This window comes from Rhizobium sp. L9, from assembly GCF_002531885.1.
Classification (GTDB): Bacteria; Pseudomonadota; Alphaproteobacteria; order Rhizobiales; family Rhizobiaceae; genus Rhizobium.
In genome coordinates this window covers 1-23,879 of record NZ_NWSZ01000043.1, presented here as the reverse complement: position 1 = coordinate 23,879, position 23,879 = coordinate 1, and the positions used below count along the sequence as shown (strand labels likewise).

Genomic DNA, 23,879 nt, shown 5'->3' with positions numbered 1-23,879 from the left:
GTCGCGGGGCTTCCACCACGCCGCCAGCTGCAGTCGGCTCCCATTCATGCTCGGATCGTGGAGAGAGGAACGGCAGACGAAGATCTCATCACCTGGGGCAGCCCATGACTTCGAACCCGATTGATCGTGTTACCGATATCATCGATCCCGGCGATGCACTCGGTGAAGTCCTTTTCGGACTGATCATGGCGCTGACTTTGACGGTTGGCTCGAGACTTGTTTTTGAAGAAGAGGGGTTGGATGCTCAGGAGTTGATCGTCGCAACAGTCGGATGCAACGTCGCCTGGGGGATCATTGACGCCGTTTTGTTCGTTCTGGGGACGACGTTTTACAAGAGCAGGCGGCTGCGCCTTTTTCGGCAAATCAAAGCCGCCGGAAGCGAGACCGCGGCGCTCAACATGCTCGCGAAAGAATTCCCGATCGAAGAAGCACCGTTTTCTGCAAAGGCTGCCGATGCGGACCCGCTTTATAGATCACTGCTGACGCTCGCACGCAGGGCCGATCCTGTGAGGGCGTCCCTCTCGAAAAATGATCTCCTTGCCGCCCTCGCGGTCGTCTTTCTCGTCTCGGTCACGTCCATACCGGCCGTGACCCCTTTGTTTCTCATCGACAGCGCCCACCTCGCTCTGAGAGTCAGCAACCTGTTTCTCATCACGCTGCTGTTCGTGACGGGTTATGCGTGGGCGAAATTTTCGGGAGGCAGGCCCTTTTATGCGGGGATGACAATGACTTGCCTCGGATTGCTCCTGGTCGCCATAGCGGTCGCTCTTGGCGGTTAACCCCGCCCACGCGTCAGCGCGGATTGCGCTCTTTGCGCAGCTTCGCCCACCATTCCAGCCGCTTACGGATATCCCGCTCGAAGCCGCGCTCCGGCGGATCGTAGAAGGTCTGGCGGCCCATTTTCTCCGGGAAATAATCCTGGCCGGAAAAGGCGTCCGGCTCGTCATGGTCGTAGCGATAACCTTCACCATAGCCCTCGCCTTTCATCAATTTGGTCGGCGCATTGAGGATATGTTTGGGCGGCAACAGCGAGCCGTTCTGCTTCGCGGCCTGGCTTGCCGCCTTGAATGCGGTATAGACGGCATTCGATTTCGGAGCGGTGGCGAGATAAACGCAGGCTTGGGCAAGCGCCAGCTCCCCCTCCGGCGACCCCAGGTAGTCATAAGCATCCTTGGCGGCGTTGCAGATCACCAGCGCCTGCGGATCGGCAAGCCCGATATCCTCCACCGCCATGCGCACCAGACGTCGGCCAAGATAGAGCGGATCCTCGCCGGCATCGAACATGCGGGCGAGATAATAGAGCGCAGCATCCGGATCCGAGCCGCGCACCGATTTATGCAATGCCGAAATCAGATTGTAGTGGCCGTCCTGCGCCTTGTCGTAGACAGGGGCGCGGCGCTGGACGATATGCGTCAACGCTTCGGTGTCGAAACTCTCCCCCTCGCGCGCCGCCCGCCAGACCTCTTCGGCAAGCGTCAGAACCGCGCGGCCGTCGCCATCGGCCATGCGGATCAGGCTGGCGCGCGCCTCCTCGGTCAGGGGCAGCGGCCTCTGCTCGATCGCCTCGGCGCGCGTCAGCAATTCCTCCAGGCTCTCCTCGTCATGTGACTTGAAGGTGAGGACGCGGGCGCGCGACAACAGAGCGGCGTTGAGCTCGAAGGAGGGATTTTCGGTGGTGGCGCCGACGAGGACGACGGTGCCGTCCTCCATGACCGGCAGGAAACTGTCCTGCTGGGCTCGGTTGAAACGATGAATCTCATCGACGAACAGCAGCGTCTGGCGGCCGTCCATGCGGCGCATGCGAGCCGCCTCGAACACTTTCTTCAGATCGGCGACGCCGGAAAAGATCGCCGAAATCTGCTCGAAGGCCAGCCCCGCCTCACCGGAAAGCAGCCGCGCCACCGTCGTTTTGCCGGTGCCTGGCGGACCCCAGAAGATCATCGATCCGAGCGAACCGCTTTCGATCATCCTCTTCAGCACGCCGTCCTCACCGGTCAGATGTTCCTGACCGGTGACATCGGCAAGCGTCTTCGGCCGCAACCGGTCGGCAAGCGGCCGCCTGGCGGCAACCTCCTCCGGAATACGCGGCGCGAAGAGATCATTGCTCATCGAAAGAACTGCCTGATACGCTGGCCATCGCGCTCGATTTCGACCCGCCAGAGACCCGGATCGCTGCTGGCTATCTCGGCCAGTTCTTTGGTCGATTTTACTTCCGTTCCGTTGATCGAAACGATGATATCCTTGGGCTCAAAACCCAGGCGGGCTGCCGGGGAATCTTCCTTGACATCGGCAACGACGACACCCGCCGATTCCGCGGGCATGCGCAATTCATCTGCGACGCGCGGCGACAGGTTTTCGACGACGGCGCCGGTAAAGGGAGTGCGCCCGCCGATGACGCGCTGGTCGCGCGGCGAGGTCTCCGGCGCGCGGTCGAGCGCCAGCGACAACTGCTCCTCGTGACCGTTGTCAATGACGGTCAGATTGACCGTTTTGCCGAGGCCGGCTGTCGTCAGGCGATAGAGCAACGCATCCGGATGCTCGACGGAAATGCCGTTGACTGATGTGACGATCTGGCCGGCCTTCAGCCCGGCCTTCGCCGCCGGGCTGCCTTCCGAAACCTTGACGACGAGTGCGCCGCGTACTTTGTTGAGCCCAAGCGCTTCGGCGACTTCCGACGTCACGGCATCGAAGCTTGCGCCGACATAGGGCCGCTCGAAGGATTTGACGCCGGCATCGGCGGAAGCGAGGAAGACTTTGACGAGATTGGCAGGAATGGCGAAGCCGATGCCGTTCGAGCCGCCGCCGCGCGAGAAGATCGCGGTGTTGATGCCGATCAGCTCGCCCTTCATGTTCATCAATGCGCCGCCCGAGTTGCCCGGATTGATCGAGGCGTCGGTCTGGATGAAGAAGCCGAACTCGTTCTTGACCACCTGGTTACGGGCAAGTGCGGAGACGATACCGCTCGTCACCGTCTGGCCGACGCCGAAGGGATTGCCGATCGCCAGCACCAGATCGCCGACCTCGACAGTATCGGAATTGCCGATCGGCAGCGTCGGGAAGCTCTCCTTGGTGTCGATCTTCAGCACGGCGAGGTCGACGCGGTCATCGCGCAGCACCACCTTGCAGGGGAATTCGCGGCCATCCGGCAGCGCCACCTTGATGTCATCGGCGCCTTCGACGACGTGATTGTTGGTGACGACAGTGCCGTTCGCCTCGACGATGACGCCGGACCCGAGCGAGGACTGCTTCTCGGATCGATTCGGCATCTGCTGACCGAAGAACTGCTCGAAGAAGGGATCGCCGGCAAAGGGCGACTGGCGCTGGATGATCTTTTCCGCATAGACGTTGACGACGGCGCCCGAGGTCTGTTTGACCAGCGGCGCAAATGAGAGCTGCATCTGCATCTGGCTCTCGGGCACCGTCTTTGCCGTCTGCGCCTGGGCCGCAGCCGGCAGAACGAGCATGAGAGCGAAGAGCGAAACGGAGGCGCGCTTGAACAGGCCTTGCATGGGTATCCCTTTTGAATCCTCTTAAGCAACGTTGTAGCGTCCGACGCTAGAAAGGAAAGAGGGCGGAAGCATGGAAGAATAAGGCAAGGAAGTGCCTTGAAGGCGCTGCGAATTTGATCCGGGAAGATCCACCATGCAACTGATATCAAAAGCCAAAATCTGGGCAAAGTCACTGAAGCGTGACATCGTGGCGCTGTGGCTTGCCGCCCGCGATCCTCGCGTGCCCTGGTATGCGAAAGCGGTCGCTGGCGCTGTCGCAGCTTATGCGCTTTCGCCGATCGATCTGATCCCCGACTTCATTCCTGTGCTTGGCTATGTCGACGATCTCGTCATCGTGCCGCTCGGCATCCTGCTGGCGACGCGGCTTGTGCCGGCAGAGGTGATGGCTGCGCTTCGCCAGGAGGCCTCAAGGCGGACTGAGCGCCCCTCCGGCGGGGCCGGACTGATCTTCATCCTTGTCGTCTGGCTCGCCTGCATCATCTTTCTGGCTCTGGCAGTGCGCAAGCTGATTTGATCGGCAGTAAAGGAAGATGATGATGACATGGCGAATGTCGGCCGCGCTCGGTTTGGCGATCCTGATTTTCCCATCGGATCCTGCATGGTCGGCGAGCTTCGATTGTGATGCGAAGGAATTGAAGCCGGACGAAAAGGCGATCTGCGACAACCGCGCCCTCAACGACGCCGACGTCAAGATGGTGACGACTTTCGAGCTGCTCTCCGGGCTGCTGGCCATGGGCTCTCGCGGCACGTTGCAGGACGAGCAAACCGCCTGGCTGAAGAAGCGGCAGGAATGCGGCGCCGATGCCGCCTGCATCAAGGCTGCCTACGACGAGCGGATGAAGCAGCTCGGCGAGACCTACAAAAACATCAACCGGCCGCTTTGACAGCGACCGGTTGACAGAGCAGCTGACTCTTGATCAGCGGGTCGTAGGTTCGAGGCTACTCAGCGAGCGTTCAGATCCCGCACGGCGCCGCGATCGGCGCTCGTCGCGAAGGCAGCGTAAGCTTTGAGCGCGGTGGTGACGTTGCGCTTGCGAACCTCGGTCGGCCGCCAGCCCTTGTCGTCTTGCTCGGCGCGGCGGGCGGCGAGCTCGGCCTCGCTGACACGCAGGCTGATCGTACGGTTGGGGATATCGATATCGATCATGTCGCCTTCGCGCACCAGGCCGATCGTGCCGCCATTTGCCGCTTCCGGCGAGACATGGCCGATCGAGAGACCCGAGGTGCCGCCGGAGAAGCGGCCGTCGGTGATGAGCGCACAGGCCTTGCCGAGGCCTTTCGACTTCAGATAGCTCGTCGGATAGAGCATTTCCTGCATGCCGGGACCGCCCTTCGGGCCTTCGTAGCGGATGACGACGACGTCGCCGGCCTTGATCTCGTTGGCGAGGATCGCCTTGACCGACGCATCCTGACTTTCGAAGACGCGGGCCGGGCCTGAGAATTTCAGGATCGATTCATCGACGCCGGCCGTCTTGACGATGCAGCCGTCGACCGCGAGATTACCCTTTAGCACGGCAAGACCGCCATCCCTCGAGAAGGGATGTTCGACCGAACGGATGACGCCGTTTTGGCGATCGGTGTCGAGCTCGTCCCAGCGGGCCTCCTGGCTGAAGGCGACCTGGGTCGGGATGCCGCCGGGAGCGGCGCGATAGAAGTTGCGGACGGTGTCGCTGCTGGTGCGGGTGATGTCCCAGCGATCGATTGCATCGCCGAGCGTCTCGGCATGGACGGTCGGGCAATCGCGGTTCAGCAGGCCACCCTTATCGAGCTCTCCGAGGATCGACATGATGCCGCCAGCGCGATGGACATCTTCCATGTGTACATCGCTCTTGGCAGGCGCGACCTTCGACAGGCATGGCACCCGGCGCGACAGGGCGTCGATATCGGCCATAGTGAAATCGACTTCGCCTTCATGGGCTGCTGCCAGGATGTGCAGGACCGTATTGGTCGAACCGCCCATGGCGATATCGAGCGCCATCGCATTCTCGAAAGCCTGCTTGGAGGCAATGGTGCGCGGCAGCGCCTTGACGTCGTCCTGCTCGTAGTAGCGGCGGGCGAGATCAACGATCAGGTGGCCGGCCTCGACGAAGAGGCGCTTACGATCGGCATGGGTGGCAAGCGTCGAACCATTGCCGGGCAGCGACAGGCCGAGCGCCTCCGTCAGGCAATTCATGGAGTTTGCGGTGAACATGCCGGAGCACGAGCCGCAGGTCGGACAGGCTGAACGCTCGATCACCTTGACGTCGTCATCAGAGATCTTGTCGTCGGCAGCCGCGACCATGGCGTCGACGAGGTCGAGCGCATGTTGCTTGCCATGCAGCACGACCTTGCCCGCTTCCATCGGACCGCCGGACACGAAGACGGTGGGGATGTTGAGGCGCAGCGACGCCATCAGCATGCCGGGAGTGATCTTGTCGCAGTTGGAAATGCAGACCATTGCATCAGCGCAATGGGCATTGACCATGTATTCGACGCTGTCGGCGATCAACTCGCGCGAGGGCAGCGAATAGAGCATGCCATCATGGCCCATGGCGATGCCGTCGTCGACGGCGATCGTATTGAACTCCTTGGCGACGCCGCCGGCCGCCTCGATTTCGCGGGCGACGAGCTGGCCGAGATCCTTCAGATGGACGTGGCCCGGCACGAATTGGGTGAAGGAATTCACCACCGCGATGATCGGCTTGCCGAAATCCGAATCCTTCATGCCCGTGGCGCGCCAAAGGCCGCGCGCGCCCGCCATGTTGCGGCCGTGGGTCGTGGTTCTGGAACGGTAAGCTGGCATCGGTGTCTTCCTCGACATGTCGGAAACATCAGGCGAAGCCGGGGCGGCGATGAAGCCTGCGCGCCGGGCGAACGCCGCTTTTTGGAATTGTCCTAATCCAATCGATGGGGGCTGTCACTACCGGCAAGGCCAAATCCGGTACGCCGCCGGGAGAAGCGCGTTGAGCGCCATTCGCATATATACGGTTCGGCGGGCCTTTGGTTACACCCTATCCCATCACAGCCGAACACAAAAAATTGGCTTCCTGTCAGCAATATTCAAGGCATAGAAATTGATCCGAACATGCGGGCGGTTCGTTTAGGGACTATATTCGGAATATCCGCCCTGGAGGTTTTCGACATGCCAAACTATCGCCCCCCAAAGATCGCGTCGTCGGAGATCACGCCGCGCCAGATCTATCTGCGCCGCCGTGAATTCCTGGGCGCAGCGACGCTTGGCGCCATGGCGCTCTATGGCGCTGGAAAGGCGAGCGCGGCCGCCCTTTCCGCCGTCGAGAGCAAGTACAAGGTCGATGAGAAGACGACGCCGATCAAGGACGTCACGACCTACAATAATTTCTATGAGTTCGGTCTCGACAAAGGTGATCCCGCCGCGCTCTCCGGTGATTTCAAGCCGCGGCCCTGGACGGTTAAGGTCGACGGCATGGTCAACAAGCCGGGCACCTTCGACGTCGACGCGCTGATGAAGGAATTCTCGATCGAGGAGCGCATCTATCGCATGCGCTGCGTCGAGGCCTGGTCGATGGTCATTCCCTGGGACGGCTTTCCCCTGACATCCCTGCTCGACAAGGTGGAGCCGCTCGGCAGCGCCAAATATGTCGCCTTCGAAACCGTGGTGCGGCCGGCGGAGATGCCGGGCCAAAAGGGTTTCTTCCAGTCGCTCGACTGGCCCTATGTCGAGGGTCTGCGCCTGGATGAGGCGCGCCATCCGCTGACTCTGCTTGCCGTCGGGCTCTATGGCGAAACGCTGCCGAACCAGAACGGCGCGCCGATCCGCCTCGTCGTGCCGTGGAAATACGGCTTCAAGGGCATCAAGTCGATCGTGCGCATCACGCTGACCGATCAGCAGCCGAAGAACACATGGCAGGTGACCAACCCGCAGGAATACGGCTTCTACGCCAACGTCAATCCGGCCGTCGACCATCCGCGCTGGAGCCAGGCGAGCGAGAGGCGCATCGGCGAAAGCGGCTTCTTCGGCGCCAGCCGTCATCCCACCCTGCCCTTCAACGGCTATGCCGACGAGGTGGCGAGCCTTTATGCCGGCATGGATCTGAAGGCGAATTTCTGATGGCGGAACTGTCGCTCGCCATCCCGAAGCGCTGGCAGCCCGCTTCCGTCTGGCTGCTTTATGTCGTCGGGTTCGTGCCCGCCGCCTGGACCTTCTATCTCGGCGCGACCGATCAACTCGGCGCCGATCCGGTCAAGACCTTTGAGCTCTTCCTCGGCATCTGGACAATCCGCTTCCTGATCGCAACACTTGCAGTGTCCCCTGGCCGCGAGTTGTTCGGCTGGAATTATCTGCGCTACCGCCGCGCTCTCGGCCTTTTGACCTTCTACTATGCGCTGATGCATTTCACCGTTTACATGGTGCTCGACCAGGCGATGGATATTCAGGCCGTCGTCAACGACGTGCTGAAGCGCCCGTTCATCATGTTCGGCATGGCTGGCCTTGCCATGCTTATTCCCCTGGCGGTGACATCCAATAATTTCTCGATTCGTCGCCTCGGTACGACCTGGATCTGGCTACACCGCCTCGTCACCATCATTGCCGCCTGCGGGGCTCTGCATTTTGCCCTTTCGACCAAGATCCTCGATCTCGAGCAGTTTATTTATGTGGGGTTGATCATCGCGCTCATCCTTTACCGCTCCTGGCGGCCGATCGCGCGCAGTCGGAAGAAAAGCCAGGGGCGGCAGCGCAATCGTGCGGTGGCGTCGGTTTCCTGAAGCCAGCCGTCAACGGCGCGCGGGATCAAAGGCACAGACCACAGCGATGCCGATCGCATAGGCCAGTATGTTCCAGAGGGAAAATATCCGGCCAAGCAACAAGGCGCCTGCAGTCGTCAACCGAAACGCGTCCAACCAGAGTGTATGATAAAGTCGGAAGAATTCGACTGCGATTGCCATGAACAGCGCCATGACCGCAATGACTGCCCGCGGTGACTTTCCGAGAACGAGCGCCACCAGCAGATAGACCATCGCTCCCCACAGCGCCGACCCGCCATATTTGACGACGACGAAAGGCAGATCGACCGCGTAGCCGAAGCGCCTGAGCGCCAGGCCGGCCGAAATCACCACAAGCACAGCCGCGAGACGGAGGAGCTGCGCTCGAGAATGCGCTTCGCGCATAGAACCTTCCATCTTAATCTCCACAGTTTGGAGCTCCGGGACAGACATACGAATGGCTCTGTCGCCGAAGAAGCTGCGCCGCTTCCGTTTTCGACCACAAACGAAAACAGCCGGGCTTCGCAGCCCGGCTGTTTTCTATCCGCCGAAGCGGAAGACTTAGGCGGCGACGGCCTGCTCTTCGGCAGCGACGCGGGCCTTGTCGGCTGCGCCCTTAGCATAGGTGTCGCGGTCGACGAACTCGATCACGGCCATGGCGGCGTTGTCGCCCTGGCGGAAGCCGGCCTTCATGATGCGCAGGTAGCCGCCGTTGCGGGTGGCGTAACGCGTTGCGATCGTGTCGAACAGCTTCGAGACGACGGCAGCATCGCGGATCTGCGAGATCGCCTGACGGCGAGCGTGCAGGTCGCCGCGCTTGCCGAGCGTGACGAGCTTTTCGACGATCGGACGGATTTCCTTGGCCTTCGGCAGGGTCGTGACGATCTGCTCGTGGGTAATCAGCGAAGCCGCCATATTGGCGAACATCGCCTTGCGGTGGCTTGCAGTTCTATTCAGCTTGCGGCCGGCTTTACCATGGCGCATTGCTATTCTCCTTTAATGCAGTGCCCTTACTTCGTTACCGGGCCTGCCGTTTCCTGGCACATGCAGGCGATATGCCTGCTGTTTGACGGGGAAAGGCAGCCGAAAGAGCCTGCCTTTTGTTTTCTTAATATTGGTCTTCGTAGCGCTTGGCGAGATCTTCGATGTTCTCGGGCGGCCATGCCGGCACTTCCATGCCGAGGTGCAGGCCCATGGATGCGAGAACTTCCTTGATTTCGTTCAGCGACTTGCGACCAAAATTCGGCGTGCGGAGCATTTCTGCTTCGGTCTTCTGAATCAGGTCACCGATGTAGACGATGTTGTCGTTCTTCAGGCAGTTTGCCGAACGGACCGACAGTTCGAGTTCGTCCACCTTCTTGAGGAGAGCCGGGTTGAAAGCAAGTTCGGTGACTGCTTCCTCTTCGGTTTCCTTCTGCGGCTCGTCAAAGTTGACGAAGACGCCAAGCTGATCCTGGAGGATGCGCGCCGCAAAAGCGACGGCGTCTTCGCCGGTGATCGAGCCATCGGTTTCGATGGTCATGTTCAGCTTGTCGTAGTCGAGAACCTGTCCTTCGCGGGTATTTTCAACCTTGTAGGACACCTTCTTGACCGGCGAATAGAGGCTGTCGACCGGGATAAGGCCGATCGGAGCATCTTCCGCACGATTACGCTCGGCCGGAACATAACCCTTGCCGTTGTTGACGGTGAACTCCATCCGGATCTCGGCGCCCTCGTCGAGCGTGCAGATCACATGCTCGGGGTTGAGGATTTCGATATCGCCGACCGTCTGAATGTCGCCAGCCGTGACAACGCCCGGGCCCTGCTTGCGCACGACCATGCGTTTTGCGTCGTCGCCATCCATCTTGATGGCGATTTCCTTGATGTTGAGCACGATATCCGTGACATCTTCGCGGACGCCGGGAATCGAGGAGAATTCATGCAGCACGCCATCGATCTGCACCGCCGTAACGGCAGCACCGCGCAGCGAGGAGAGCAGAACGCGGCGAAGCGCGTTGCCGAGGGTGAGGCCGAAGCCGCGCTCCAGCGGTTCGGCGACGAGCGTCGCCCTGGTGCGCGAGCTCGATGAGAACTCCACCTTGTTCGGCTTGATCAGTTCCTGCCAGTTCTTCTGAATCATGAGTTTGCCTTCCGTTCGTTGCCACCATCCAATCGTGACAACCGAGCTTGAAAACCACCGGGAGCGCCAAGGCGCTCACCGGTGACGAGAGCGATGATCAGACGCGGCGCTTCTTGCGCGGACGGCAGCCATTGTGCGGGATCGGCGTCACGTCGCGGATGGACGTGATCATGAAACCTGCAGCCTGGAGCGCACGCAGAGCCGATTCACGACCCGAACCCGGACCGCAGACTTCGACTTCCAGCGACTTCATGCCGTGTTCCTGGGCCTTCTTGGCGCAGTCTTCGGCAGCGATCTGGGCAGCGAAGGGGGTCGACTTGCGCGAACCCTTGAAGCCCTTGGCGCCAGCCGACGACCAAGCGATGGCATTGCCCTGCGCATCGGTGATGGTGATCATCGTGTTGTTGAAGGTCGAGTTAACGTGCGCGACACCCGACGAGATATTCTTGCGCTCGCGACGGCGAACGCGGACGGCTTCCTTAGCCATGCTATTCCTTTCTTTGATCTCTTCACCGCCGTAATACCAGCGGCTACACCGGAACGGCGCCTACATGGTCCCGCTCCAAACTCAAAAGAGGCCGGCGCGGACCGCCAGCCTCCCCACCCCGGTTTCCCGGAAATTACTTCTTCTTGCCAGCGATTGCCTTTGCCGGACCCTTACGGGTGCGGGCATTGGTGTGCGTGCGCTGACCGCGGACCGGAAGGCCGCGACGATGACGCAGGCCGCGGTAGCAGCCGAGATCCATCAGACGCTTGATGTTCATCGCGGTTTCGCGACGAAGATCACCCTCGACCTGATAGTCACGGTCGATGGTTTCGCGGATCTGAAGGACTTCAGCGTCCGTCAGCTGATGCACACGACGCTCAGCCGGAATACCGACCTTCTCGACGATTTCCTGTGCGAATTTCTTACCGATCCCGTGAATGTAGGTCAGCGCGATGACTACGCGCTTTGCAGTCGGGATGTTGACGCCAGCGATACGTGCCACGCCTGTTCTCCTTGCATTCCAGTTGCCATCCGGCAAGTGGGCTTCGTTATGCGACCCTCAGGGCCGCCCGTTCAGATTTAATGTCCGTAACATGTCAAAACGACCGCACCCGGACTTCCCAGGGAAATCCGCGCCGATCGCAGGGAATGTCGCGAGTTGGCGCGGTGTTTAGCGGAATCACTGCTGAAAAGCAACCGTTTCCGCCAAGTTTATTTTCAAGCCTTAAAGCTTGGAAAGAATGGCTTCGACCTCAGCAGTCACCTGGTCGATTTCAGCCATGCCGTCGACAGACCTGAGCTTGCCCTTGGCATGGTAGTAACCGATCAGCGGTGAGGTCTCCTTGTAGTAGACCTGCAACCGGGCCGTCATGGTCTCCGGAGTGTCGTCGGGACGGCGCTTGAAGTGGGTAGAGCCGCACTTGTCGCACACACCCTCATTGGCCGGGACCTTGTCCGTGTCGTGATAGACGCTACCGCACTGGGCGCAGGAGTAGCGGCCGGCAACACGACGGACCAATTCGGCATCATCGACACGGAATTCGATGACGACGGAGAGACCAAGACCCTTTGCTCTCAGCATCGCTTCGGTGGCGTCCGCCTGAACGAGCGTCCTGGGGAAGCCATCGAGAATGAAACCGTTGGCGCAATCGGGCTGATCGATTCGCTCCGAGACGATGGCGATGACGATCTCATCCGAAACCAGCTTACCGGCGTCCATGACCGCCTTGGCGCGCTTGCCGATCTCCGTGCCGGCGTTGACCGCCGCACGCAGCATATCTCCCGTGGAAAGCTGCGGAATGCCGTGCTTTTCCACGATCCGCTGGGCCTGGGTTCCCTTGCCCGCGCCCGGCGGCCCCAAAAGGATAAGTCTCATCGCCCCCTCTTTCCTCCTCGCAACTTCGATTTCTTGATCAGGCCTTCGTATTGCTGCGCGATCAGGTGACCCTGGATCTGTGCAACCGTATCAAGAGTTACGCTAACCACGATCAAAAGCGAAGTCCCACCAAGGGATAATGGAATGCCGGTTTGCGACACCAGAATCTCCGGGAGGATGCAGACGAAGACGAGATAGATGGCGCCGATCACCGTGATACGGGTCAGCACGTAGTCGATGTATTCAGCGGTGCGCTCACCGGGACGGATTCCGGGAATAAAGCCGCCATGCTTCTTCAGATTGTCGGCCGTGTCCTTCGGATTGAAGACGATGGCCGTATAGAAGAAGGCGAAGAAGGCGATCAGCGCCGCATAGAGCACCATGTAGAGCGGCTGGCCATGGCCGAGGGCGGCAACGATCGACGTCGCCCAGGCAGGCATGGCCGTGGTGTTGGCAAAGCCCGCGACTGTCGCCGGCAGAAGCAGCAGCGAAGAGGCAAAAATCGCCGGGATCACGCCCGAGGTGTTCAGTTTCAGCGGCAGGTGCGACGTATCGCCCTGGAACATGCGGTTGCCGACCTGGCGCTTCGGATACTGGATCAGCAGCCGGCGCTGGGCGCGCTCCACGAAGACGATGACACCGATGACGGCGATTGCGACAATGATGACGAGCAGGATGAGGCCGGTCGACAGCGCCCCGGTGCGGCCGAGTTCAAGCGTGCCGGCAAGAGCGCTCGGCAGGCCGGCTGCGATACCGGCGAAGATGATCAGCGAAATGCCGTTGCCGATACCGCGCGAGGTGATCTGCTCGCCGAGCCACATCAGGAACATCGTGCCGCCGAGCAGCGTCAGAACGGTGGAAATACGGAAGAACCAGCCCGGATCGACGACAAGGCCCTGGCCGCTCTCCAGGCCGGCCGCAATGCCGTAAGCCTGAAGCGCACCCAGAATGACGGTGCCGTAGCGGGTGTACTGGTTGATGATCTTGCGACCCTGCTCGCCTTCCTTCTTGAGGTTTTCAAGCGTCGGCACGACCGACGTCATCAGCTGCACGATGATCGAAGCGGAGATATAGGGCATGATGCCGAGCGCAAAGATCGCCATGCGCTGAACGGCGCCGCCCGAGAACATGTTGAAAAGGCCGAGAATGCCGCCTGCCTGGCCGCGGAACGCCTGGGCATAGGCTTCGGGATTGAGACCCGGAAGCGGGATATGGGTGCCGAGCCTGTAGACGAGGAGAGCTGCCAGTGTGAACCACAGGCGCTTCTTCAAATCCTCGGCTTTGGCAAAGGTCGAAAAATTGAGGTTGGATGCCAATTGTTCCGCTGCAGAAGCCATGCGATTCTCCGCCCTACCAATTCCGGCGTCTCTGGGGAAATGCCGGCCCCGGAATCAGTATGAAAATAATTCAAAACCGGGTTTTGGACGGATTGCAGCGCAACCCCATGCCTCACCCTTGTTTTCCAGTTTTACCGGCGTGACGCGGGCGCGCCAGCCAAGTCTTTGTGAGGCCCACATATGGGAGCAAAATCGCCCGGTGTGAAGCACCCCGGGCGATATATCATCAGATATTATTCCGCTGCAGCCGGAGCCGAAAGCAGCGTCACCGTGCCGCCGGCCTTTTCGATCTTCTCGACGGCGGGCTTGGAAGCGCCCGCGACGACGATGGTGATCTTGGCCTTGAGCTCGCCGTCGGCGAGAACGCGAACGCCGTCCTTGGCGCGGCGGATAACCCCGGCAGCCTTCAGGGCAGCTGCGTCAACAGTCGCCTTGGCGTCGAGCTTGCCGGCGTCGACTGCCGCCTGAATGCGGCCGAGCGACACGACAACAAAGTCTGAAGCGAAAATGTTATTGAAGCCGCGCTTCGGCAGGCGACGATAGATCGGCATCTGGCCGCCTTCGAAGCCGTTGATGGCGACGCCGGAACGGGACTTCTGACCCTTGACACCGCGACCAGCCGTCTTGCCGGAGCCCGAGCCGATACCGCGGCCGAGGCGCTTGCGGCTGTGGGTCGAGCCTTCGTTGTCCTTGATTTCATTGAGTTTCATGAGCGTTTCCTCCGTCTCACTTCTCGTCGACGATGCGAACGAGATGCTGGACAGCACGGATCATGCCGCGAACGGAAGGAGTATCCTCCAGCGTGCGGCGACGGTGCATCTTGTTCAGTCCGAGACCGATCAGCGTGCGCTGCTGAACGTCCGGACGGCGAATCGGGCTGCCGATCTGTTCGATCGTGACAGTCTTCGCTTCAGCCTTCTTGGTAGCCTTGGCCATTGGTCAGCTCCTCTTATTCTTCAGAGGCGTTGCCGGAGGCGCTACGACGAGCCTGCAGCGTTGCATACTTGATGCCGCGCTGAGCTGCGATGTCCTTCGGGTGAACCTGGTGCTTCAGAGCGTCGAAGGTGGCGCGAACCATGTTGTAGGGGTTCGACGAACCGGTCGACTTGGCGACGACGTCGTGCATGCCGAGCGTTTCGAATACGGCGCGCATCGGACCGCCGGCGATGATGCCGGTACCGACCTTGGCCGAGCGCAGCAGAACCTTGCCGGCGCCGTGGCGGCCATGGACGTCGTGATGCAGCGTGCGGCCATCACGCAGCGGTACGAAGATCAGCTCGCGCTTGGCGGCTTCGGTTGCCTTGCGGATGGCTTCCGGCACTTCGCGTGCCTTGCCGTGGCCGAAGCCGACGCGGCCCTTCTGGTCGCCGACGACGACGAGTGCTGCGAAACCAAAACGACGGCCGCCCTTGACGACCTTGGCGACGCGGTTGATCGCGACCAGCTTGTCGACGAATTCGCTATCGCGCTCTTCACGGCTCTGGCGGTCTTCCCGCTGCGGCCTTCTTTCCTGTGCCATTGTCCTCTTCCTTTTTCTTTTCCGGGTGCAATCGGCAAATGAATGTGGACCGCATTAGCCTCCCCTTCTTGCCAGGGAGTGCCTGCGGTCCGGCGAAAATCCGGCCGGAGCGACAGCGCCCGGCCGGAAACTGATCAGAAGGTCAGACCGCCTTCGCGGGCCGCTTCGGCGAGAGCCTTGATGCGGCCGTGATAGATGAAGGCGCCACGGTCGAATACGACGTCCGTAACGCCGGCCTTGGAGGCGCGCTCGGCGACGAGCTTGCCTACGGCGGCGGCGGCGGCGGTATCGGCACCGGTCTTCAGAGAACCGCGCAGATCCTTGTCGAGGGTGGAGGCGGACGCAAGCGTCTTGCCGGCCACGTCATCGATGATCTGGGCATAGATGTTCTTCGAGGAGCGATGAACCGACAGGCGCGGACGGCCATTGGCCACCGACTTGATATGACGGCGCACGCGGTTGGCACGACGTGCAAGTGCTTCTTTCCTGCTAGCCATTTCGCGTGATCCTTACTTCTTCTTGCCTTCTTTGCGGACGATCCGCTCGTCGGCATACTTGACACCCTTGCCCTTGTACGGCTCGGGACCGCGATATTCGCGGATTTCGGCCGCAACCTGACCGACCTGCTGCTTGTTGATGCCGCTGACGATGATTTCAGTCGGCTTCGGAACAGCGATCGAGATGCCGACCGGCGGTTCATAGACCACGTCGTGGCTGAAACCGAGGGCCAGCTGCAGGTTCTTGCCCTGCATGGCGGCGCGGTAACCGACACCGTTGATTTCGAGCTTGCGCTCGTAACCGTCCTTGACGCCCTTGAAGATGCCTTCGATCATCGTGCGGGACATGCCCCACTTCGAACGCGCATCCTTGGACTGGTTTACGGGCGTCACGACGACCGCGTTGTTTTCGAGCTTGAGGCTGATTTCGTCGTTAGCGACGAAGAACAGCTCGCCCTTCGGGCCCTTTGCGGTAACCTTCTGGCCTTCGACCGTAGCCGTGATCCCAGCAGGCACCTGAACGGGCTTCTTACCGATACGAGACATGTTTCAATCCTGTCTGTTCGCTATGGAGATCCCTGCCCGATCTTAGAAGACCGAGCAAAGAACCTCGCCACCAACGTTCTGTTCGCGAGCCTGGTGATCGGCCATCACGCCCTTCGGAGTCGAAAGGATGGTGATGCCGAGGCCGTTCGCGACCTGCGGAATGGACTTGACCGAGACATACACCCGGCGGCCCGGCTTCGACACACGGCCGATCTCACGGATCACCGATGCGCCTTCATAGTACTTCAGCTCGATGTTGAGCTCCGACTTGCCATTGCCGAAATCGACAACGGAATAGCCACGGATGTAGCCTTCGGACTGCAGGACATCGAGAACACGCGCACGGAGCTTGGATGCAGGCGTCGAAACCGACGACTTGCGGCGGGAAGCGCCGTTGCGGATGCGGGTGAGCATATCGCCCAACGGATCAGTCATTGTCATCTAACCTGCTCCTTACCAGCTCGACTTGACGATGCCCGGCACCTTGCCGAGATTGCCGAGTTCACGCAGCGCGATACGCGACATGCGCAGTTTGCGGTAGTATGCGCGCGGACGGCCCGATACTTCGCAACGGTTGCGAATGCGGGTCTTCGATCCATCGCGCGGCAGGGATGCCAGCTTGATCGAGGCCTTGAACCGCTCTTCGATCGGAAGAGCCTGGTTCATGATGATCGCCTTCAACGCAGCCCGCTTTGCGGCCTGGTTGGCGACCGTATTACGGCGGCGCTTGTTCTTTTCAACTGCGCTTGTCTTCGCCATGTCAGGTTCCTTTTCTACGCTCGTCGTTACGGTTATTGACGGAACGGGAAGCTGAACTCCTTCAGGAGAGTCCGTGCTTCGTCGTCGGTCGTCGCCGTCGTGCAAACGATGATGTCCATGCCCCACATCTGATCAACCTTGTCGTAGTTGATTTCAGGGAACACAATGTGCTCCTTGATGCCCATGGCGAAGTTGCCACGGCCGTCAAAGCTCTTCGGGTTCAGGCCGCGGAAGTCGCGAACGCGCGGAAGCGCGATGTTGACCAGGCGATCCAGGAACTCGTACATGCGGGCGCCGCGCAGGGTGACCTTTGCGCCGATCGGCATGTTTTCGCGGACCTTGAAGCCTGCGATAGAGTTGCGTGCGCGGGTGATGACCGGCTTCTGACCGGCGATCGCTGCGAGGTCGGCGGCAGCAACCGTCGGCTTCTTCGAATCAGCGGTCGCTTCACCGACACCCATGTTGATCACGATCTTGTCGAGCTTCGGGATCATCATCTCGTTGGCGTAGGAGAACTTCTCCTGCATCGCCTTGCGGATGCGCTCGACATATTCCTTCTTGAGCCGCGGCTCGTATTTTGCCTCAGCCATCGATCACTTCTCCAGAACGCTTGGCCACGCGGACCTTCTTGCCGTCAACGACCTTGAAACCGACGCGGGTCGGCTTGCCGTCCTTGTCGACGATTGCAATGTTGGACAGGTGGACCGGGGCTTCCTTGTTGATGATGCCGGCTTCCTGGGTCTGCGTCTGGCGCTGGTGGCGCTTCACGACGTTGACGCCACGGACGACGGCACGATCTTCCTTCGGCATGACCTGAACGACTTCGCCGGTGCGGCCCTTGTCCTTGCCAGCGAGCATGACGACCTTGTCGCCTTTACGTATCTTCTGCATCGCTTCGCTCCTTACAGTACTTCGGGAGCCAGCGAGATGATCTTCATGTGGTTCTTGGCGCGAAGTTCGCGCGGAACCGGTCCGAAGATACGGGTACCGATCGGCTCTTTCTTGTTGTCGATGAGGACTGCTGCGTTGGTGTCGAAGCGGATGACGGAGCCATCCGGACGACGGATGTCCTTGGCGGTGCGAACGACAACCGCCTTCATCACGTCACCCTTCTTCACGCGGCCGCGCGGGATCGCTTCCTTGATCGAAACGACGATGACGTCGCCGATCGAGGCATACTTGCGCTTCGAGCCGCCCAGCACCTTGATGCACATGACACGACGTGCGCCGGAATTGTCCGCGACGTCGAGGTTTGTTTGCATCTGAATCATATCAGGTCGCCTTCTTGGTTTACCGGAATGGTTGGGCCTAAGCCCCCTACCCCGGCTTATGAAAATGTTCGCCGGCCAACCCACCGCAACGGCAGGCAAAAACACGGCATAGCTGAATAGCGCGGGGTCGATCGTGCCAGGGTGGTTTCCCGAACGGGACCTTCCGTGCGCTCAAAGCAAAAGAACGCCCGGCATTCGAGCGTTCTGACGCTGCTTCATACAGATATTTCGGCGAGACGCAAGGCCTCGCGCAAAATTCTGTTACTTGCCCTGGGCGGCAATGACCGTCCAGCGCTTGTCCTTGGAGATCGGCGCGCATTCCTCGATGGATACGGTATCGCCGATCTTGTACTGGTTGTTTTCGTCGTGGGCCTTGTACTTCTTGGAACGACGAACGGTCTTCTGGAGCAGCGGGTGAGCGAAACGACGCTCAACGCGAACCACTACCGTCTTCTCGTTCTTGTCGCCAACGACGACGCCCTGCAGGATGCGCTTCGGCATGTTTTTCTTCCTTTAGGCCTTAACTTCTGCCGCCTTCTGGCGGGCAATGGTTTTGACGCGAGCGATGTCCTTGCGGACTTCGTTGATGCGCGAGGACTTTTCGAGCTGGCCGGTCGCCTTCTGGAAGCGCAGGTTGAACTGCTCCTTCTTCAGCTTGGCAAGCTCGTCCTTGAGTTGGTCGGCGCTGAGCGCGCGAACGTCTGAGGCTTTCATGAGCTCAATCCCTTACTCTGCAATGCGCTGAACGAAGCGCGTCTTGACCGAGAGCTTGGCAGAGCCGAGGCGAAGCGCCTCGCGGGCGATCTCTTCGCTGACGCCGTCGATCTCGAACATCATACGACCGGGCTTGACCTTGCATGCCCAGTACTCAACGGAGCCCTTACCTTTGCCCATACGGACTTCGGTCGGCTTTGCGGTTACCGGAACGTCCGGGAACACGCGGATCCATACACGGCCGGCGCGCTTCATGTAGCGCGTGATCGCGCGGCGGGCCGCTTCGATCTCGCGTGCGTTGACGCGGTTGGGCTCCTGAGCCTTCAGGCCGAATTCGCCGAATGCCAGGTCAGAACCGCCCTTGGCAACGCCCTTGATGCGGCCCTTGAACTGCTTGCGGTACTTAGTACGCTTTGGCTGCAACATTTTCTTACTTCTCCGAGCTTATCTTTCGCCAGCGCTAATTACGCGTTGTCGCGTTCGCGGCGACGATCGCCACGGTCGCGTTCGCGGCTTGCCGGACCCTGTGCGTCGCCTTCCAGCGCGCGACGTTCGGAAGCCATCGGATCGTGCTCAAGGATTTCGCCCTTGAAGATCCAGACCTTGATGCCGCAGATACCGAATGCGGTTTCGGCTTCTGCCGTGCCGTAATCGATGTCGGCGCGCAGCGTGTGCAGCGGCACGCGCCCTTCACGGTACCATTCAGTACGGGCGATTTCAGCACCGCCGAGACGACCGGCGCAGGTGATCTTGATGCCTTCGGCTCCAAGACGCATTGCCGACTGAACGGCGCGCTTCATGGCGCGGCGGAAAGCCACGCGGCGCTCGAGCTGCTGGGCGATCGACTGAGCGACCAGCGTCGCGTCGACTTCGGGCTTGCGCACTTCGACGATGTTGAGGTGCGTTTCCGAATTGGTCATGTCCGACAGCTTCTTGCGGAGCTTGTCGATGTCGGCGCCCTTACGGCCGATGATCAGGCCCGGACGAGCCGAGTGGATCGTGACGCGGCACTTCTTGTGCGGACGCTCGATGACCACCTTGGAGATGCCTGCCTGCTTCAGTTCGCTCATGACGAACTTGCGCATCTTCAGGTCTTCGTGCAGCAGCTGGCCATACTCGGCATTGTCCGCGAACCAGCGGCTATCCCAAGTACGGTTGATGCCGAGACGGAAACCGATCGGATTGATTTTCTGACCCATTATGCGGCCTCCTCTGCTGCCTGCACTTCACGAACGACGATCGTCAGGTGCGCGAAGGGCTTTTCGATGCGCGACGCGCGACCGCGGCCACGAGCGTGGAAACGCTTCATGACGATCGACTTGCCGACGTAGGCTTCGGCGACGACGAGCGCGTCGACGTCAAGATCGTGGTTGTTCTCGGCGTTGGCGATCGCGGATTCGAGCGTCTTCTTGACAGCGCCCGCGATGCGCTTGCGGGAGAACTCCAGCTCAGCGAGTGCACGCTCTACCTTCTTGCCGCGGATGGCCGCAGCAACCAGGTTGAGCTTCTGGGGGCTGACACGGAGCGTGCGGGCGACTGCTTGCGCCTCGTTGTCCTTCAGCCGGCGTTCGGCTTTTGCCTTGCCCATTGTTACTTCCTCTTCGCCTTCTTGTCCGCGCCGTGACCGTAGTAGGTGCGGGTCGGAGAGAATTCACCGAATTTGTGACCGACCATGTCTTCATTGACACTGACCGGGACATGTTTGCTGCCGTTGTAGACGCCGAAGGTAAGACCGACGAACTGCGGCAGGATCGTGGAGCGACGGCTCCAGATCTTGATCACTTCTGCACGTCCGCCTTCACGAACCTTCTCAGCCTTCTTGAGAAGATAGCCGTCAACGAACGGACCTTTCCATACTGAACGAGCCATTGGAGACTTCCTCTCTTACTTCTTACGCTGATGACGCGAGCGCATGATCATCTTGTCGGTCGACTTGTTCGACCGGGTGCGCTTGCCCTTGGTCGGCTTGCCCCACGGTGTCACCGGATGGCGACCGCCGGAGGTGCGGCCTTCACCACCGCCGTGCGGATGGTCGACCGGGTTCATGACAACACCGCGGTTATGGGGACGCTTGCCGCGCCAGACGGTACGACCGGCCTTGCCGTCGTTGATGTTGGCGTGGTCGGGGTTTGAGACGGCGCCGATCGAAGCAAGGCAGATGCCGCTTACGAGGCGCTGCTCACCGGAGTTCAGGCGAAGGATCGCCATACCCTGGTCACGACCGACGAGCTGCGCGTAGGAACCGGCGGAACGGGCGATCTGACCGCCCTTGCCCGGCTTCATTTCCACATTGTGGATGATGGAGCCGACCGGGATGTACTGCAGCGGCATGGTGTTGCCGGGCTTGACGTCGACAGCCTTCTCCGAAGCGATGACCTTGTCGCCGGCAGCGAGACGCTGCGGAGCGATGATGTAGGCCTGCTCGCCATCAGAATAGGTCACCAGCGCGATGAAAGCCGTGCGGTTCGGATCGTATTCGATACGCTCGACCGTGCCTTCGACATCGAACTTGCGACGCTTGAAGTCGACCAGTCGGTAGCTGCGCTTATGACCGCCACCGATGAAGCGAGCCGTGATGCGGCCGAGGTTGTTACGACCACCGCTCTTGGTCAGACCTTCCGTCAGCGCCTTGACCGGCTTGCCCTTGTAGAGCGAGGAGCGGTCCACGATGACCAGCTGACGCTGGCTCGGGGTCGTCGGATTGAATGTTTTCAATGCCATTTTCTTATTCCTCAGAGACCGGTGGAGACGTCGATCGTCTGGCCTTCAGCCAGCGTCACGACAGCCTTCTTCACGTCCTTCTGCTTGCCGACGAAACCGCGGAACCGCTTGGTCTTGCCCTTACGCAGCAGAGTGTTGACGGCCGTAACCTTGACGCCGAACAGCGCCTCGACAGCAGCCTTGATTTCCGGCTTTGTCGCCTGCTTGGCGACATTGAAAACAACCTGGTTGTTTTCAGATACCAGCGTGGACTTTTCGGTGATCGCCGGAGAGACGATCACATCGTAGTGGCGAAGATCGGTCACTTGAATCGCTCCTCTAGCGCTTCAACCGCAGCCTTGGAAAGCACGAGCTTGCCGCGGCGCACGATGTCGTAAACATTGATGCCCTGGATCGGCAGAACATCGATGTTCGGGATGTTCTGCGCTGCAAGCTTGAAGTTGCCGTCAAGCTCTGCACCGCCGATGAAGAGGGCGTTGGTCAGGCCGAGCGTCTCGAAAGCAGACGCGAGAGCCTTGGTCTTGGCTTCAGCTGCGACCAGGTTGTCGATGACGATGACGTCATCAGCCTTGATCTTGGCCGAAAGGGCATGGCGAAGGCCGAGTGCGCGAACCTTCTTCGGAAGGTCGTGCTCGTGGCTGCGAACGACCGGGCCATGGGCCTTGCCGCCGCCGCGGAACTGCGGAGCGCGAGCCGAATGGTGACGAGCGCGGCCCGTACCCTTCTGCTTGTACATCTTGGCGCCGGTGCGCGAAACTTCAGCGCGGCCCTTTGCCTTGTGCGTGCCCTGCTGCTTCTTGGCAAGCTGCCAGCGGATAACGCGGGCGAGAATGTCTTCGCGGGGCTCGAGGCCGAAAATCTCGTCCGAAAGGGAGACCTTCCCGGCGTCTTTTCCCTCGAGGGTCTTGACGTTCAATTCCATTGATCTGGCTCCCTTACTTCGCGGCCGACTTGACGGCGTCGCGCACGATGATCCAGGCACCCTTGGAACCGGGAACAGCACCCTTGATCAGGATCAGACCGCGATCTTCGTCGGTCGAAACCACTTCCAGGTTCTGCGTCGTGACGCGCGTCTGGCCCATGTGACCAGCCATCTTCTTGTTCTTGAAAACCTTGCCCGGATCCTGGCGCGAGCCGGTCGAACCGTGCGAACGGTGCGAAACCGACACACCGTGCGTGGCGCGCAGACCGCCGAAACCGTGGCGCTTCATGGCGCCGGCAAAACCCTTACCGATGGTCGTACCCGTCACATCGACGAGCTGACCGGCGGCAAAGTGACCCGCCTTGAGCTCCGTGCCGATCTCCAGCAGATTGTCTTCCGACACGCGGAATTCTGCGAGCTTGGCCTTCGGCTCGACGTTGGCAACGGCAAAGTTGCCGCGCATCGCCTTCGACGTGTTCTTTACCTTCGCCTGGCCGGCACCGAGCTGAACTGCGGTATAGCCATTCTTTTCGACAGTGCGCGTGGCAACGACCTGGCAGCCGTCCATACGCAGTACCGTTACCGGGACATGCTCGCCGGCGTCGTTGTAGACGCGGGTCATTCCCACCTTCTGTGCAATCACACCTGAACGCATCGGTTCAATCCTTCCAACTCAGCTCGAGCAAGCTCAGAGCTTGATCTCAACATCGACACCGGCGGCGAGATCGAGCTTCATCAGCGCGTCTACCGTCTGCGGTGTCGGGTCTACGATGTCGAGCAGGCGCTTATGCGTGCGCATCTCGAACTGTTCGCGGCTCTTCTTGTCGATGTGCGGGGACCGGTTGACCGTAAACTTCTCGATGCGGGTCGGAAGCGGAACGGGGCCCCGGACGCTTGCACCGGTGCGCTTCGCCGTCGACACGATCTCGCGCGTGGAAGCATCGAGAATCCGGTGATCGAACGCCTTCAGGCGAATGCGGATATTTTGGCCGTTCATTCGACGTTATCCTTGTGTTTGTTTTCCACATGTCTCTCAACAAGACACGGGTTGTTCTTTCTTCCTAAGGCGGACCACCGGTTTCAAAGATCGAGAGGGCGCCGATGCCCGGCGTCCCTATCCAGTCTTCAGGGCCTTCTAGCCCACCTTATTTGCTTGTTCAGTCACCGCTTCGTCGTCCAAAGCGGCACGCAAATCGCGCTCGCGCGCCATTTGCTACATTTCTGTGTAATAAGCAAGCGGCTTACGCCGCCTGCATCATAATATTGTCATCGAATCGGCCACCCCACCGGAGTGGCCGAATGAATTACTCGACGATCGAAGCGACGATACCGGCGCCGACGGTGCGGCCGCCTTCGCGGATAGCGAAGCGCAGCTTTTCTT

General features: G+C 60.5%; 36 protein-coding genes, 1 tRNA gene and 1 pseudogene. 6 read left to right on the top strand and 32 right to left on the bottom strand.

Annotated elements, in window-relative coordinates:
- Positions 1-104: 104 nt before the first annotated feature.
- The gene (locus tag CO660_RS30245) at positions 105-779 is read left to right on the top strand and encodes a VIT1/CCC1 transporter family protein (RefSeq protein ID WP_097601659.1); all 675 of its coding nucleotides are present in this window, start codon (positions 105-107) and stop codon (positions 777-779) included.
- A gap of 13 nt (positions 780-792) precedes the next feature.
- Here the strand turns inward: CO660_RS30245 and CO660_RS30240 are convergent, their stop codons facing one another.
- Positions 793-2,109 carry a replication-associated recombination protein A gene (locus CO660_RS30240; protein ID WP_097601658.1) on the bottom strand — a complete coding sequence of 439 codons (1,317 nt, stop codon included), beginning with the start codon at positions 2,107-2,109 and terminating at the stop codon, positions 793-795.
- Positions 2,106-3,509 carry a DegQ family serine endoprotease gene (locus CO660_RS30235; RefSeq protein ID WP_097601657.1) on the bottom strand — a complete coding sequence of 468 codons (1,404 nt, stop codon included), beginning with the start codon at positions 3,507-3,509 and terminating at the stop codon, positions 2,106-2,108. The genes CO660_RS30240 and CO660_RS30235 overlap by 4 nt, the downstream gene beginning before the upstream one ends.
- Positions 3,510-3,642: 133 nt before the next feature.
- Between CO660_RS30235 and CO660_RS30230 the strand changes: the two genes are divergently transcribed.
- The 3 genes from CO660_RS30230 (at position 3,643) to CO660_RS33515 (ending at position 4,462) form a co-directional block, all read left to right on the top strand.
- Positions 3,643-4,023 (top strand): YkvA family protein, encoded by a 381-nt coding sequence (locus tag CO660_RS30230; RefSeq protein ID WP_097601656.1) that lies wholly within the window; start codon positions 3,643-3,645, stop codon positions 4,021-4,023.
- Positions 4,024-4,042: 19 nt separating this feature from the next.
- Positions 4,043-4,393, top strand: a complete 351-nt coding sequence (locus CO660_RS30225) for a hypothetical protein (RefSeq protein WP_086005019.1) — start codon at positions 4,043-4,045, stop codon at positions 4,391-4,393.
- Positions 4,384-4,462 (top strand) — tRNA-Lys (locus CO660_RS33515). The genes CO660_RS30225 and CO660_RS33515 overlap by 10 nt, the downstream gene beginning before the upstream one ends.
- On the opposite strand, the gene ilvD is transcribed toward CO660_RS33515, so the two are convergent.
- Positions 4,453-6,291 carry a dihydroxy-acid dehydratase gene (ilvD, locus tag CO660_RS30220; RefSeq protein ID WP_097601655.1) on the bottom strand — a complete coding sequence of 613 codons (1,839 nt, stop codon included), beginning with the start codon at positions 6,289-6,291 and terminating at the stop codon, positions 4,453-4,455. The genes CO660_RS33515 and ilvD overlap by 10 nt on opposite strands.
- Before the next feature lie 339 nt (positions 6,292-6,630).
- Here ilvD and msrP point away from each other — a divergent pair, with 339 nt between their 5' ends.
- On the top strand, positions 6,631-7,578 hold the full coding sequence (gene msrP / locus CO660_RS30215; protein ID WP_097601654.1) for a protein-methionine-sulfoxide reductase catalytic subunit MsrP: 948 nt from the start codon (positions 6,631-6,633) through the stop codon (positions 7,576-7,578).
- Positions 7,578-8,234, top strand: coding sequence for a protein-methionine-sulfoxide reductase heme-binding subunit MsrQ (msrQ, locus tag CO660_RS30210; RefSeq protein ID WP_097601653.1), 657 nt, complete (start codon positions 7,578-7,580; stop codon positions 8,232-8,234). Before msrP ends, msrQ begins: the two co-directional genes overlap by 1 nt.
- A gap of 9 nt (positions 8,235-8,243) precedes the next feature.
- Here msrQ and CO660_RS30205 read toward each other — a convergent pair whose 3' ends face one another.
- From CO660_RS30205 to CO660_RS33010, 29 genes and pseudogenes are all read right to left on the bottom strand, one after another.
- Entirely contained in the window at positions 8,244-8,636 is a 393-nt protein-coding gene (locus CO660_RS30205; protein WP_097601670.1) for a DUF2809 domain-containing protein, read from the bottom strand.
- Positions 8,637-8,792: 156 nt separating this feature from the next.
- Positions 8,793-9,215, bottom strand: coding sequence for a 50S ribosomal protein L17 (gene rplQ, locus CO660_RS30200; RefSeq protein WP_011424993.1), 423 nt, complete (start codon positions 9,213-9,215; stop codon positions 8,793-8,795).
- Positions 9,216-9,339: 124 nt separating this feature from the next.
- Positions 9,340-10,350 carry a DNA-directed RNA polymerase subunit alpha gene (locus CO660_RS30195; RefSeq protein WP_003547579.1) on the bottom strand — a complete coding sequence of 337 codons (1,011 nt, stop codon included), beginning with the start codon at positions 10,348-10,350 and terminating at the stop codon, positions 9,340-9,342.
- A gap of 97 nt (positions 10,351-10,447) precedes the next feature.
- Positions 10,448-10,837 carry a 30S ribosomal protein S11 gene (gene rpsK, locus CO660_RS30190; RefSeq protein ID WP_003547577.1) on the bottom strand — a complete coding sequence of 130 codons (390 nt, stop codon included), beginning with the start codon at positions 10,835-10,837 and terminating at the stop codon, positions 10,448-10,450.
- 133 nt (positions 10,838-10,970) lie between these two features.
- Entirely contained in the window at positions 10,971-11,339 is a 369-nt protein-coding gene (rpsM, locus tag CO660_RS30185) for a 30S ribosomal protein S13 (RefSeq protein WP_097601652.1), read from the bottom strand.
- A gap of 222 nt (positions 11,340-11,561) precedes the next feature.
- A complete protein-coding gene (locus tag CO660_RS30180; RefSeq protein ID WP_085777823.1) occupies positions 11,562-12,212 on the bottom strand; it encodes an adenylate kinase in 651 nt (216 codons plus the stop codon).
- Complete coding sequence (gene secY / locus CO660_RS30175) at positions 12,209-13,549, bottom strand: preprotein translocase subunit SecY (RefSeq protein ID WP_085777822.1); 1,341 nt, start codon at positions 13,547-13,549, stop codon at positions 12,209-12,211. The genes CO660_RS30180 and secY overlap by 4 nt, the downstream gene beginning before the upstream one ends.
- 233 nt (positions 13,550-13,782) lie before the next feature.
- Positions 13,783-14,259, bottom strand: coding sequence for a 50S ribosomal protein L15 (gene rplO / locus CO660_RS30170; protein WP_085777821.1), 477 nt, complete (start codon positions 14,257-14,259; stop codon positions 13,783-13,785).
- A 16-nt stretch (positions 14,260-14,275) separates the two neighbouring features.
- On the bottom strand, positions 14,276-14,485 hold the full coding sequence (gene rpmD, locus CO660_RS30165; protein WP_011424988.1) for a 50S ribosomal protein L30: 210 nt from the start codon (positions 14,483-14,485) through the stop codon (positions 14,276-14,278).
- A gap of 13 nt (positions 14,486-14,498) precedes the next feature.
- Positions 14,499-15,068 carry a 30S ribosomal protein S5 gene (gene rpsE / locus CO660_RS30160; protein WP_003573784.1) on the bottom strand — a complete coding sequence of 190 codons (570 nt, stop codon included), beginning with the start codon at positions 15,066-15,068 and terminating at the stop codon, positions 14,499-14,501.
- Positions 15,069-15,202: 134 nt separating this feature from the next.
- Positions 15,203-15,565, bottom strand: a complete 363-nt coding sequence (gene rplR, locus CO660_RS30155) for a 50S ribosomal protein L18 (RefSeq protein ID WP_011424987.1) — start codon at positions 15,563-15,565, stop codon at positions 15,203-15,205.
- Between the two features lie 12 nt (positions 15,566-15,577).
- A complete protein-coding gene (gene rplF, locus CO660_RS30150; protein WP_011424986.1) occupies positions 15,578-16,111 on the bottom strand; it encodes a 50S ribosomal protein L6 in 534 nt (177 codons plus the stop codon).
- 42 nt (positions 16,112-16,153) lie between these two features.
- Positions 16,154-16,552: a 30S ribosomal protein S8 gene (rpsH, locus tag CO660_RS30145; RefSeq protein WP_004674934.1), complete on the bottom strand. Its 399-nt coding sequence runs from the start codon at positions 16,550-16,552 to the stop codon at positions 16,154-16,156.
- Positions 16,553-16,564: 12 nt separating this feature from the next.
- On the bottom strand, positions 16,565-16,870 hold the full coding sequence (gene rpsN / locus CO660_RS30140; protein ID WP_018115514.1) for a 30S ribosomal protein S14: 306 nt from the start codon (positions 16,868-16,870) through the stop codon (positions 16,565-16,567).
- Positions 16,871-16,902: 32 nt separating this feature from the next.
- Entirely contained in the window at positions 16,903-17,460 is a 558-nt protein-coding gene (rplE, locus tag CO660_RS30135) for a 50S ribosomal protein L5 (protein WP_011424985.1), read from the bottom strand.
- Positions 17,453-17,761 carry a 50S ribosomal protein L24 gene (gene rplX, locus CO660_RS30130; RefSeq protein ID WP_004674929.1) on the bottom strand — a complete coding sequence of 103 codons (309 nt, stop codon included), beginning with the start codon at positions 17,759-17,761 and terminating at the stop codon, positions 17,453-17,455. Before rplX ends, rplE begins: the two co-directional genes overlap by 8 nt.
- An 11-nt stretch (positions 17,762-17,772) precedes the next feature.
- Positions 17,773-18,141 (bottom strand): 50S ribosomal protein L14, encoded by a 369-nt coding sequence (gene rplN / locus CO660_RS30125; protein WP_003573790.1) that lies wholly within the window; start codon positions 18,139-18,141, stop codon positions 17,773-17,775.
- Positions 18,142-18,402: 261 nt separating this feature from the next.
- Positions 18,403-18,642, bottom strand: a complete 240-nt coding sequence (gene rpsQ, locus CO660_RS30120) for a 30S ribosomal protein S17 (RefSeq protein WP_004674926.1) — start codon at positions 18,640-18,642, stop codon at positions 18,403-18,405.
- Positions 18,643-18,654: 12 nt separating this feature from the next.
- Positions 18,655-18,855, bottom strand: coding sequence for a 50S ribosomal protein L29 (gene rpmC, locus CO660_RS30115; RefSeq protein WP_008521335.1), 201 nt, complete (start codon positions 18,853-18,855; stop codon positions 18,655-18,657).
- A 12-nt stretch (positions 18,856-18,867) separates the two neighbouring features.
- Complete coding sequence (gene rplP / locus CO660_RS30110) at positions 18,868-19,281, bottom strand: 50S ribosomal protein L16 (RefSeq protein ID WP_003573792.1); 414 nt, start codon at positions 19,279-19,281, stop codon at positions 18,868-18,870.
- Between the two features lie 38 nt (positions 19,282-19,319).
- A complete protein-coding gene (gene rpsC, locus CO660_RS30105) occupies positions 19,320-20,054 on the bottom strand; it encodes a 30S ribosomal protein S3 (protein WP_003573793.1) in 735 nt (244 codons plus the stop codon).
- Positions 20,054-20,443, bottom strand: a complete 390-nt coding sequence (gene rplV, locus CO660_RS30100) for a 50S ribosomal protein L22 (protein WP_004674922.1) — start codon at positions 20,441-20,443, stop codon at positions 20,054-20,056. Before rplV ends, rpsC begins: the two co-directional genes overlap by 1 nt.
- 2 nt (positions 20,444-20,445) lie before the next feature.
- A complete protein-coding gene (rpsS, locus tag CO660_RS30095) occupies positions 20,446-20,724 on the bottom strand; it encodes a 30S ribosomal protein S19 (RefSeq protein ID WP_007531666.1) in 279 nt (92 codons plus the stop codon).
- A 15-nt stretch (positions 20,725-20,739) separates the two neighbouring features.
- On the bottom strand, positions 20,740-21,576 hold the full coding sequence (gene rplB / locus CO660_RS30090; RefSeq protein WP_064801905.1) for a 50S ribosomal protein L2: 837 nt from the start codon (positions 21,574-21,576) through the stop codon (positions 20,740-20,742).
- Between the two features lie 11 nt (positions 21,577-21,587).
- Positions 21,588-21,881, bottom strand: a complete 294-nt coding sequence (locus CO660_RS30085; RefSeq protein ID WP_003547550.1) for a 50S ribosomal protein L23 — start codon at positions 21,879-21,881, stop codon at positions 21,588-21,590.
- The gene (gene rplD, locus CO660_RS30080) at positions 21,878-22,498 is read right to left on the bottom strand and encodes a 50S ribosomal protein L4 (RefSeq protein WP_004674918.1); all 621 of its coding nucleotides are present in this window, start codon (positions 22,496-22,498) and stop codon (positions 21,878-21,880) included. Before rplD ends, CO660_RS30085 begins: the two co-directional genes overlap by 4 nt.
- 13 nt (positions 22,499-22,511) lie before the next feature.
- The gene (gene rplC, locus CO660_RS30075) at positions 22,512-23,153 is read right to left on the bottom strand and encodes a 50S ribosomal protein L3 (RefSeq protein ID WP_004674916.1); all 642 of its coding nucleotides are present in this window, start codon (positions 23,151-23,153) and stop codon (positions 22,512-22,514) included.
- A gap of 33 nt (positions 23,154-23,186) precedes the next feature.
- The gene (gene rpsJ, locus CO660_RS30070; protein WP_003547547.1) at positions 23,187-23,495 is read right to left on the bottom strand and encodes a 30S ribosomal protein S10; all 309 of its coding nucleotides are present in this window, start codon (positions 23,493-23,495) and stop codon (positions 23,187-23,189) included.
- Between the two features lie 307 nt (positions 23,496-23,802).
- Positions 23,803-23,879, bottom strand: a pseudogene (locus CO660_RS33010) (elongation factor Tu); the annotation flags it as partial.

What these genes read in the sequence shown, in the direction of transcription:
- CO660_RS30245 (WP_097601659.1), top strand. Translation starts at nt 105, where the DNA reads ATGACTTCGAACCCGATTGATCGTGTTACCGATATCATCGATCCCGGC.
- CO660_RS30240 (WP_097601658.1), bottom strand. Translation starts at nt 2,109, where the DNA reads ATGAGCAATGATCTCTTCGCGCCGCGTATTCCGGAGGAGGTTGCCGCC.
- CO660_RS30235 (WP_097601657.1), bottom strand. Translation starts at nt 3,509, where the DNA reads ATGCAAGGCCTGTTCAAGCGCGCCTCCGTTTCGCTCTTCGCTCTCATG.
- CO660_RS30230 (WP_097601656.1), top strand. Translation starts at nt 3,643, where the DNA reads ATGCAACTGATATCAAAAGCCAAAATCTGGGCAAAGTCACTGAAGCGT.
- CO660_RS30225 (WP_086005019.1), top strand. Translation starts at nt 4,043, where the DNA reads ATGATGACATGGCGAATGTCGGCCGCGCTCGGTTTGGCGATCCTGATT.
- ilvD (WP_097601655.1), bottom strand. Translation starts at nt 6,291, where the DNA reads ATGCCAGCTTACCGTTCCAGAACCACGACCCACGGCCGCAACATGGCG.
- msrP (WP_097601654.1), top strand. Translation starts at nt 6,631, where the DNA reads ATGCCAAACTATCGCCCCCCAAAGATCGCGTCGTCGGAGATCACGCCG.
- msrQ (WP_097601653.1), top strand. Translation starts at nt 7,578, where the DNA reads ATGGCGGAACTGTCGCTCGCCATCCCGAAGCGCTGGCAGCCCGCTTCC.
- CO660_RS30205 (WP_097601670.1), bottom strand. Translation starts at nt 8,636, where the DNA reads ATGCGCGAAGCGCATTCTCGAGCGCAGCTCCTCCGTCTCGCGGCTGTG.
- rplQ (WP_011424993.1), bottom strand. Translation starts at nt 9,215, where the DNA reads ATGCGCCATGGTAAAGCCGGCCGCAAGCTGAATAGAACTGCAAGCCAC.
- CO660_RS30195 (WP_003547579.1), bottom strand. Translation starts at nt 10,350, where the DNA reads ATGATTCAGAAGAACTGGCAGGAACTGATCAAGCCGAACAAGGTGGAG.
- rpsK (WP_003547577.1), bottom strand. Translation starts at nt 10,837, where the DNA reads ATGGCTAAGGAAGCCGTCCGCGTTCGCCGTCGCGAGCGCAAGAATATC.
- CO660_RS30180 (WP_085777823.1), bottom strand. Translation starts at nt 12,212, where the DNA reads ATGAGACTTATCCTTTTGGGGCCGCCGGGCGCGGGCAAGGGAACCCAG.
- secY (WP_085777822.1), bottom strand. Translation starts at nt 13,549, where the DNA reads ATGGCTTCTGCAGCGGAACAATTGGCATCCAACCTCAATTTTTCGACC.
- rplO (WP_085777821.1), bottom strand. Translation starts at nt 14,259, where the DNA reads ATGAAACTCAATGAAATCAAGGACAACGAAGGCTCGACCCACAGCCGC.
- rpmD (WP_011424988.1), bottom strand. Translation starts at nt 14,485, where the DNA reads ATGGCCAAGGCTACCAAGAAGGCTGAAGCGAAGACTGTCACGATCGAA.
- rpsE (WP_003573784.1), bottom strand. Translation starts at nt 15,068, where the DNA reads ATGGCACAGGAAAGAAGGCCGCAGCGGGAAGACCGCCAGAGCCGTGAA.
- rplR (WP_011424987.1), bottom strand. Translation starts at nt 15,565, where the DNA reads ATGGCTAGCAGGAAAGAAGCACTTGCACGTCGTGCCAACCGCGTGCGC.
- rplF (WP_011424986.1), bottom strand. Translation starts at nt 16,111, where the DNA reads ATGTCTCGTATCGGTAAGAAGCCCGTTCAGGTGCCTGCTGGGATCACG.
- rpsH (WP_004674934.1), bottom strand. Translation starts at nt 16,552, where the DNA reads ATGACAATGACTGATCCGTTGGGCGATATGCTCACCCGCATCCGCAAC.
- rpsN (WP_018115514.1), bottom strand. Translation starts at nt 16,870, where the DNA reads ATGGCGAAGACAAGCGCAGTTGAAAAGAACAAGCGCCGCCGTAATACG.
- rplE (WP_011424985.1), bottom strand. Translation starts at nt 17,460, where the DNA reads ATGGCTGAGGCAAAATACGAGCCGCGGCTCAAGAAGGAATATGTCGAG.
- rplX (WP_004674929.1), bottom strand. Translation starts at nt 17,761, where the DNA reads ATGCAGAAGATACGTAAAGGCGACAAGGTCGTCATGCTCGCTGGCAAG.
- rplN (WP_003573790.1), bottom strand. Translation starts at nt 18,141, where the DNA reads ATGATTCAGATGCAAACAAACCTCGACGTCGCGGACAATTCCGGCGCA.
- rpsQ (WP_004674926.1), bottom strand. Translation starts at nt 18,642, where the DNA reads ATGCCGAAGCGCATCCTGCAGGGCGTCGTCGTTGGCGACAAGAACGAG.
- rpmC (WP_008521335.1), bottom strand. Translation starts at nt 18,855, where the DNA reads ATGAAAGCCTCAGACGTTCGCGCGCTCAGCGCCGACCAACTCAAGGAC.
- rplP (WP_003573792.1), bottom strand. Translation starts at nt 19,281, where the DNA reads ATGTTGCAGCCAAAGCGTACTAAGTACCGCAAGCAGTTCAAGGGCCGC.
- rpsC (WP_003573793.1), bottom strand. Translation starts at nt 20,054, where the DNA reads ATGGGTCAGAAAATCAATCCGATCGGTTTCCGTCTCGGCATCAACCGT.
- rplV (WP_004674922.1), bottom strand. Translation starts at nt 20,443, where the DNA reads ATGGGCAAGGCAAAAGCCGAACGCCGGCTGAAGGACAACGAGGCGCAA.
- rpsS (WP_007531666.1), bottom strand. Translation starts at nt 20,724, where the DNA reads ATGGCTCGTTCAGTATGGAAAGGTCCGTTCGTTGACGGCTATCTTCTC.
- rplB (WP_064801905.1), bottom strand. Translation starts at nt 21,576, where the DNA reads ATGGCATTGAAAACATTCAATCCGACGACCCCGAGCCAGCGTCAGCTG.
- rplD (WP_004674918.1), bottom strand. Translation starts at nt 22,498, where the DNA reads ATGGAATTGAACGTCAAGACCCTCGAGGGAAAAGACGCCGGGAAGGTC.
- rplC (WP_004674916.1), bottom strand. Translation starts at nt 23,153, where the DNA reads ATGCGTTCAGGTGTGATTGCACAGAAGGTGGGAATGACCCGCGTCTAC.
- rpsJ (WP_003547547.1), bottom strand. Translation starts at nt 23,495, where the DNA reads ATGAACGGCCAAAATATCCGCATTCGCCTGAAGGCGTTCGATCACCGG.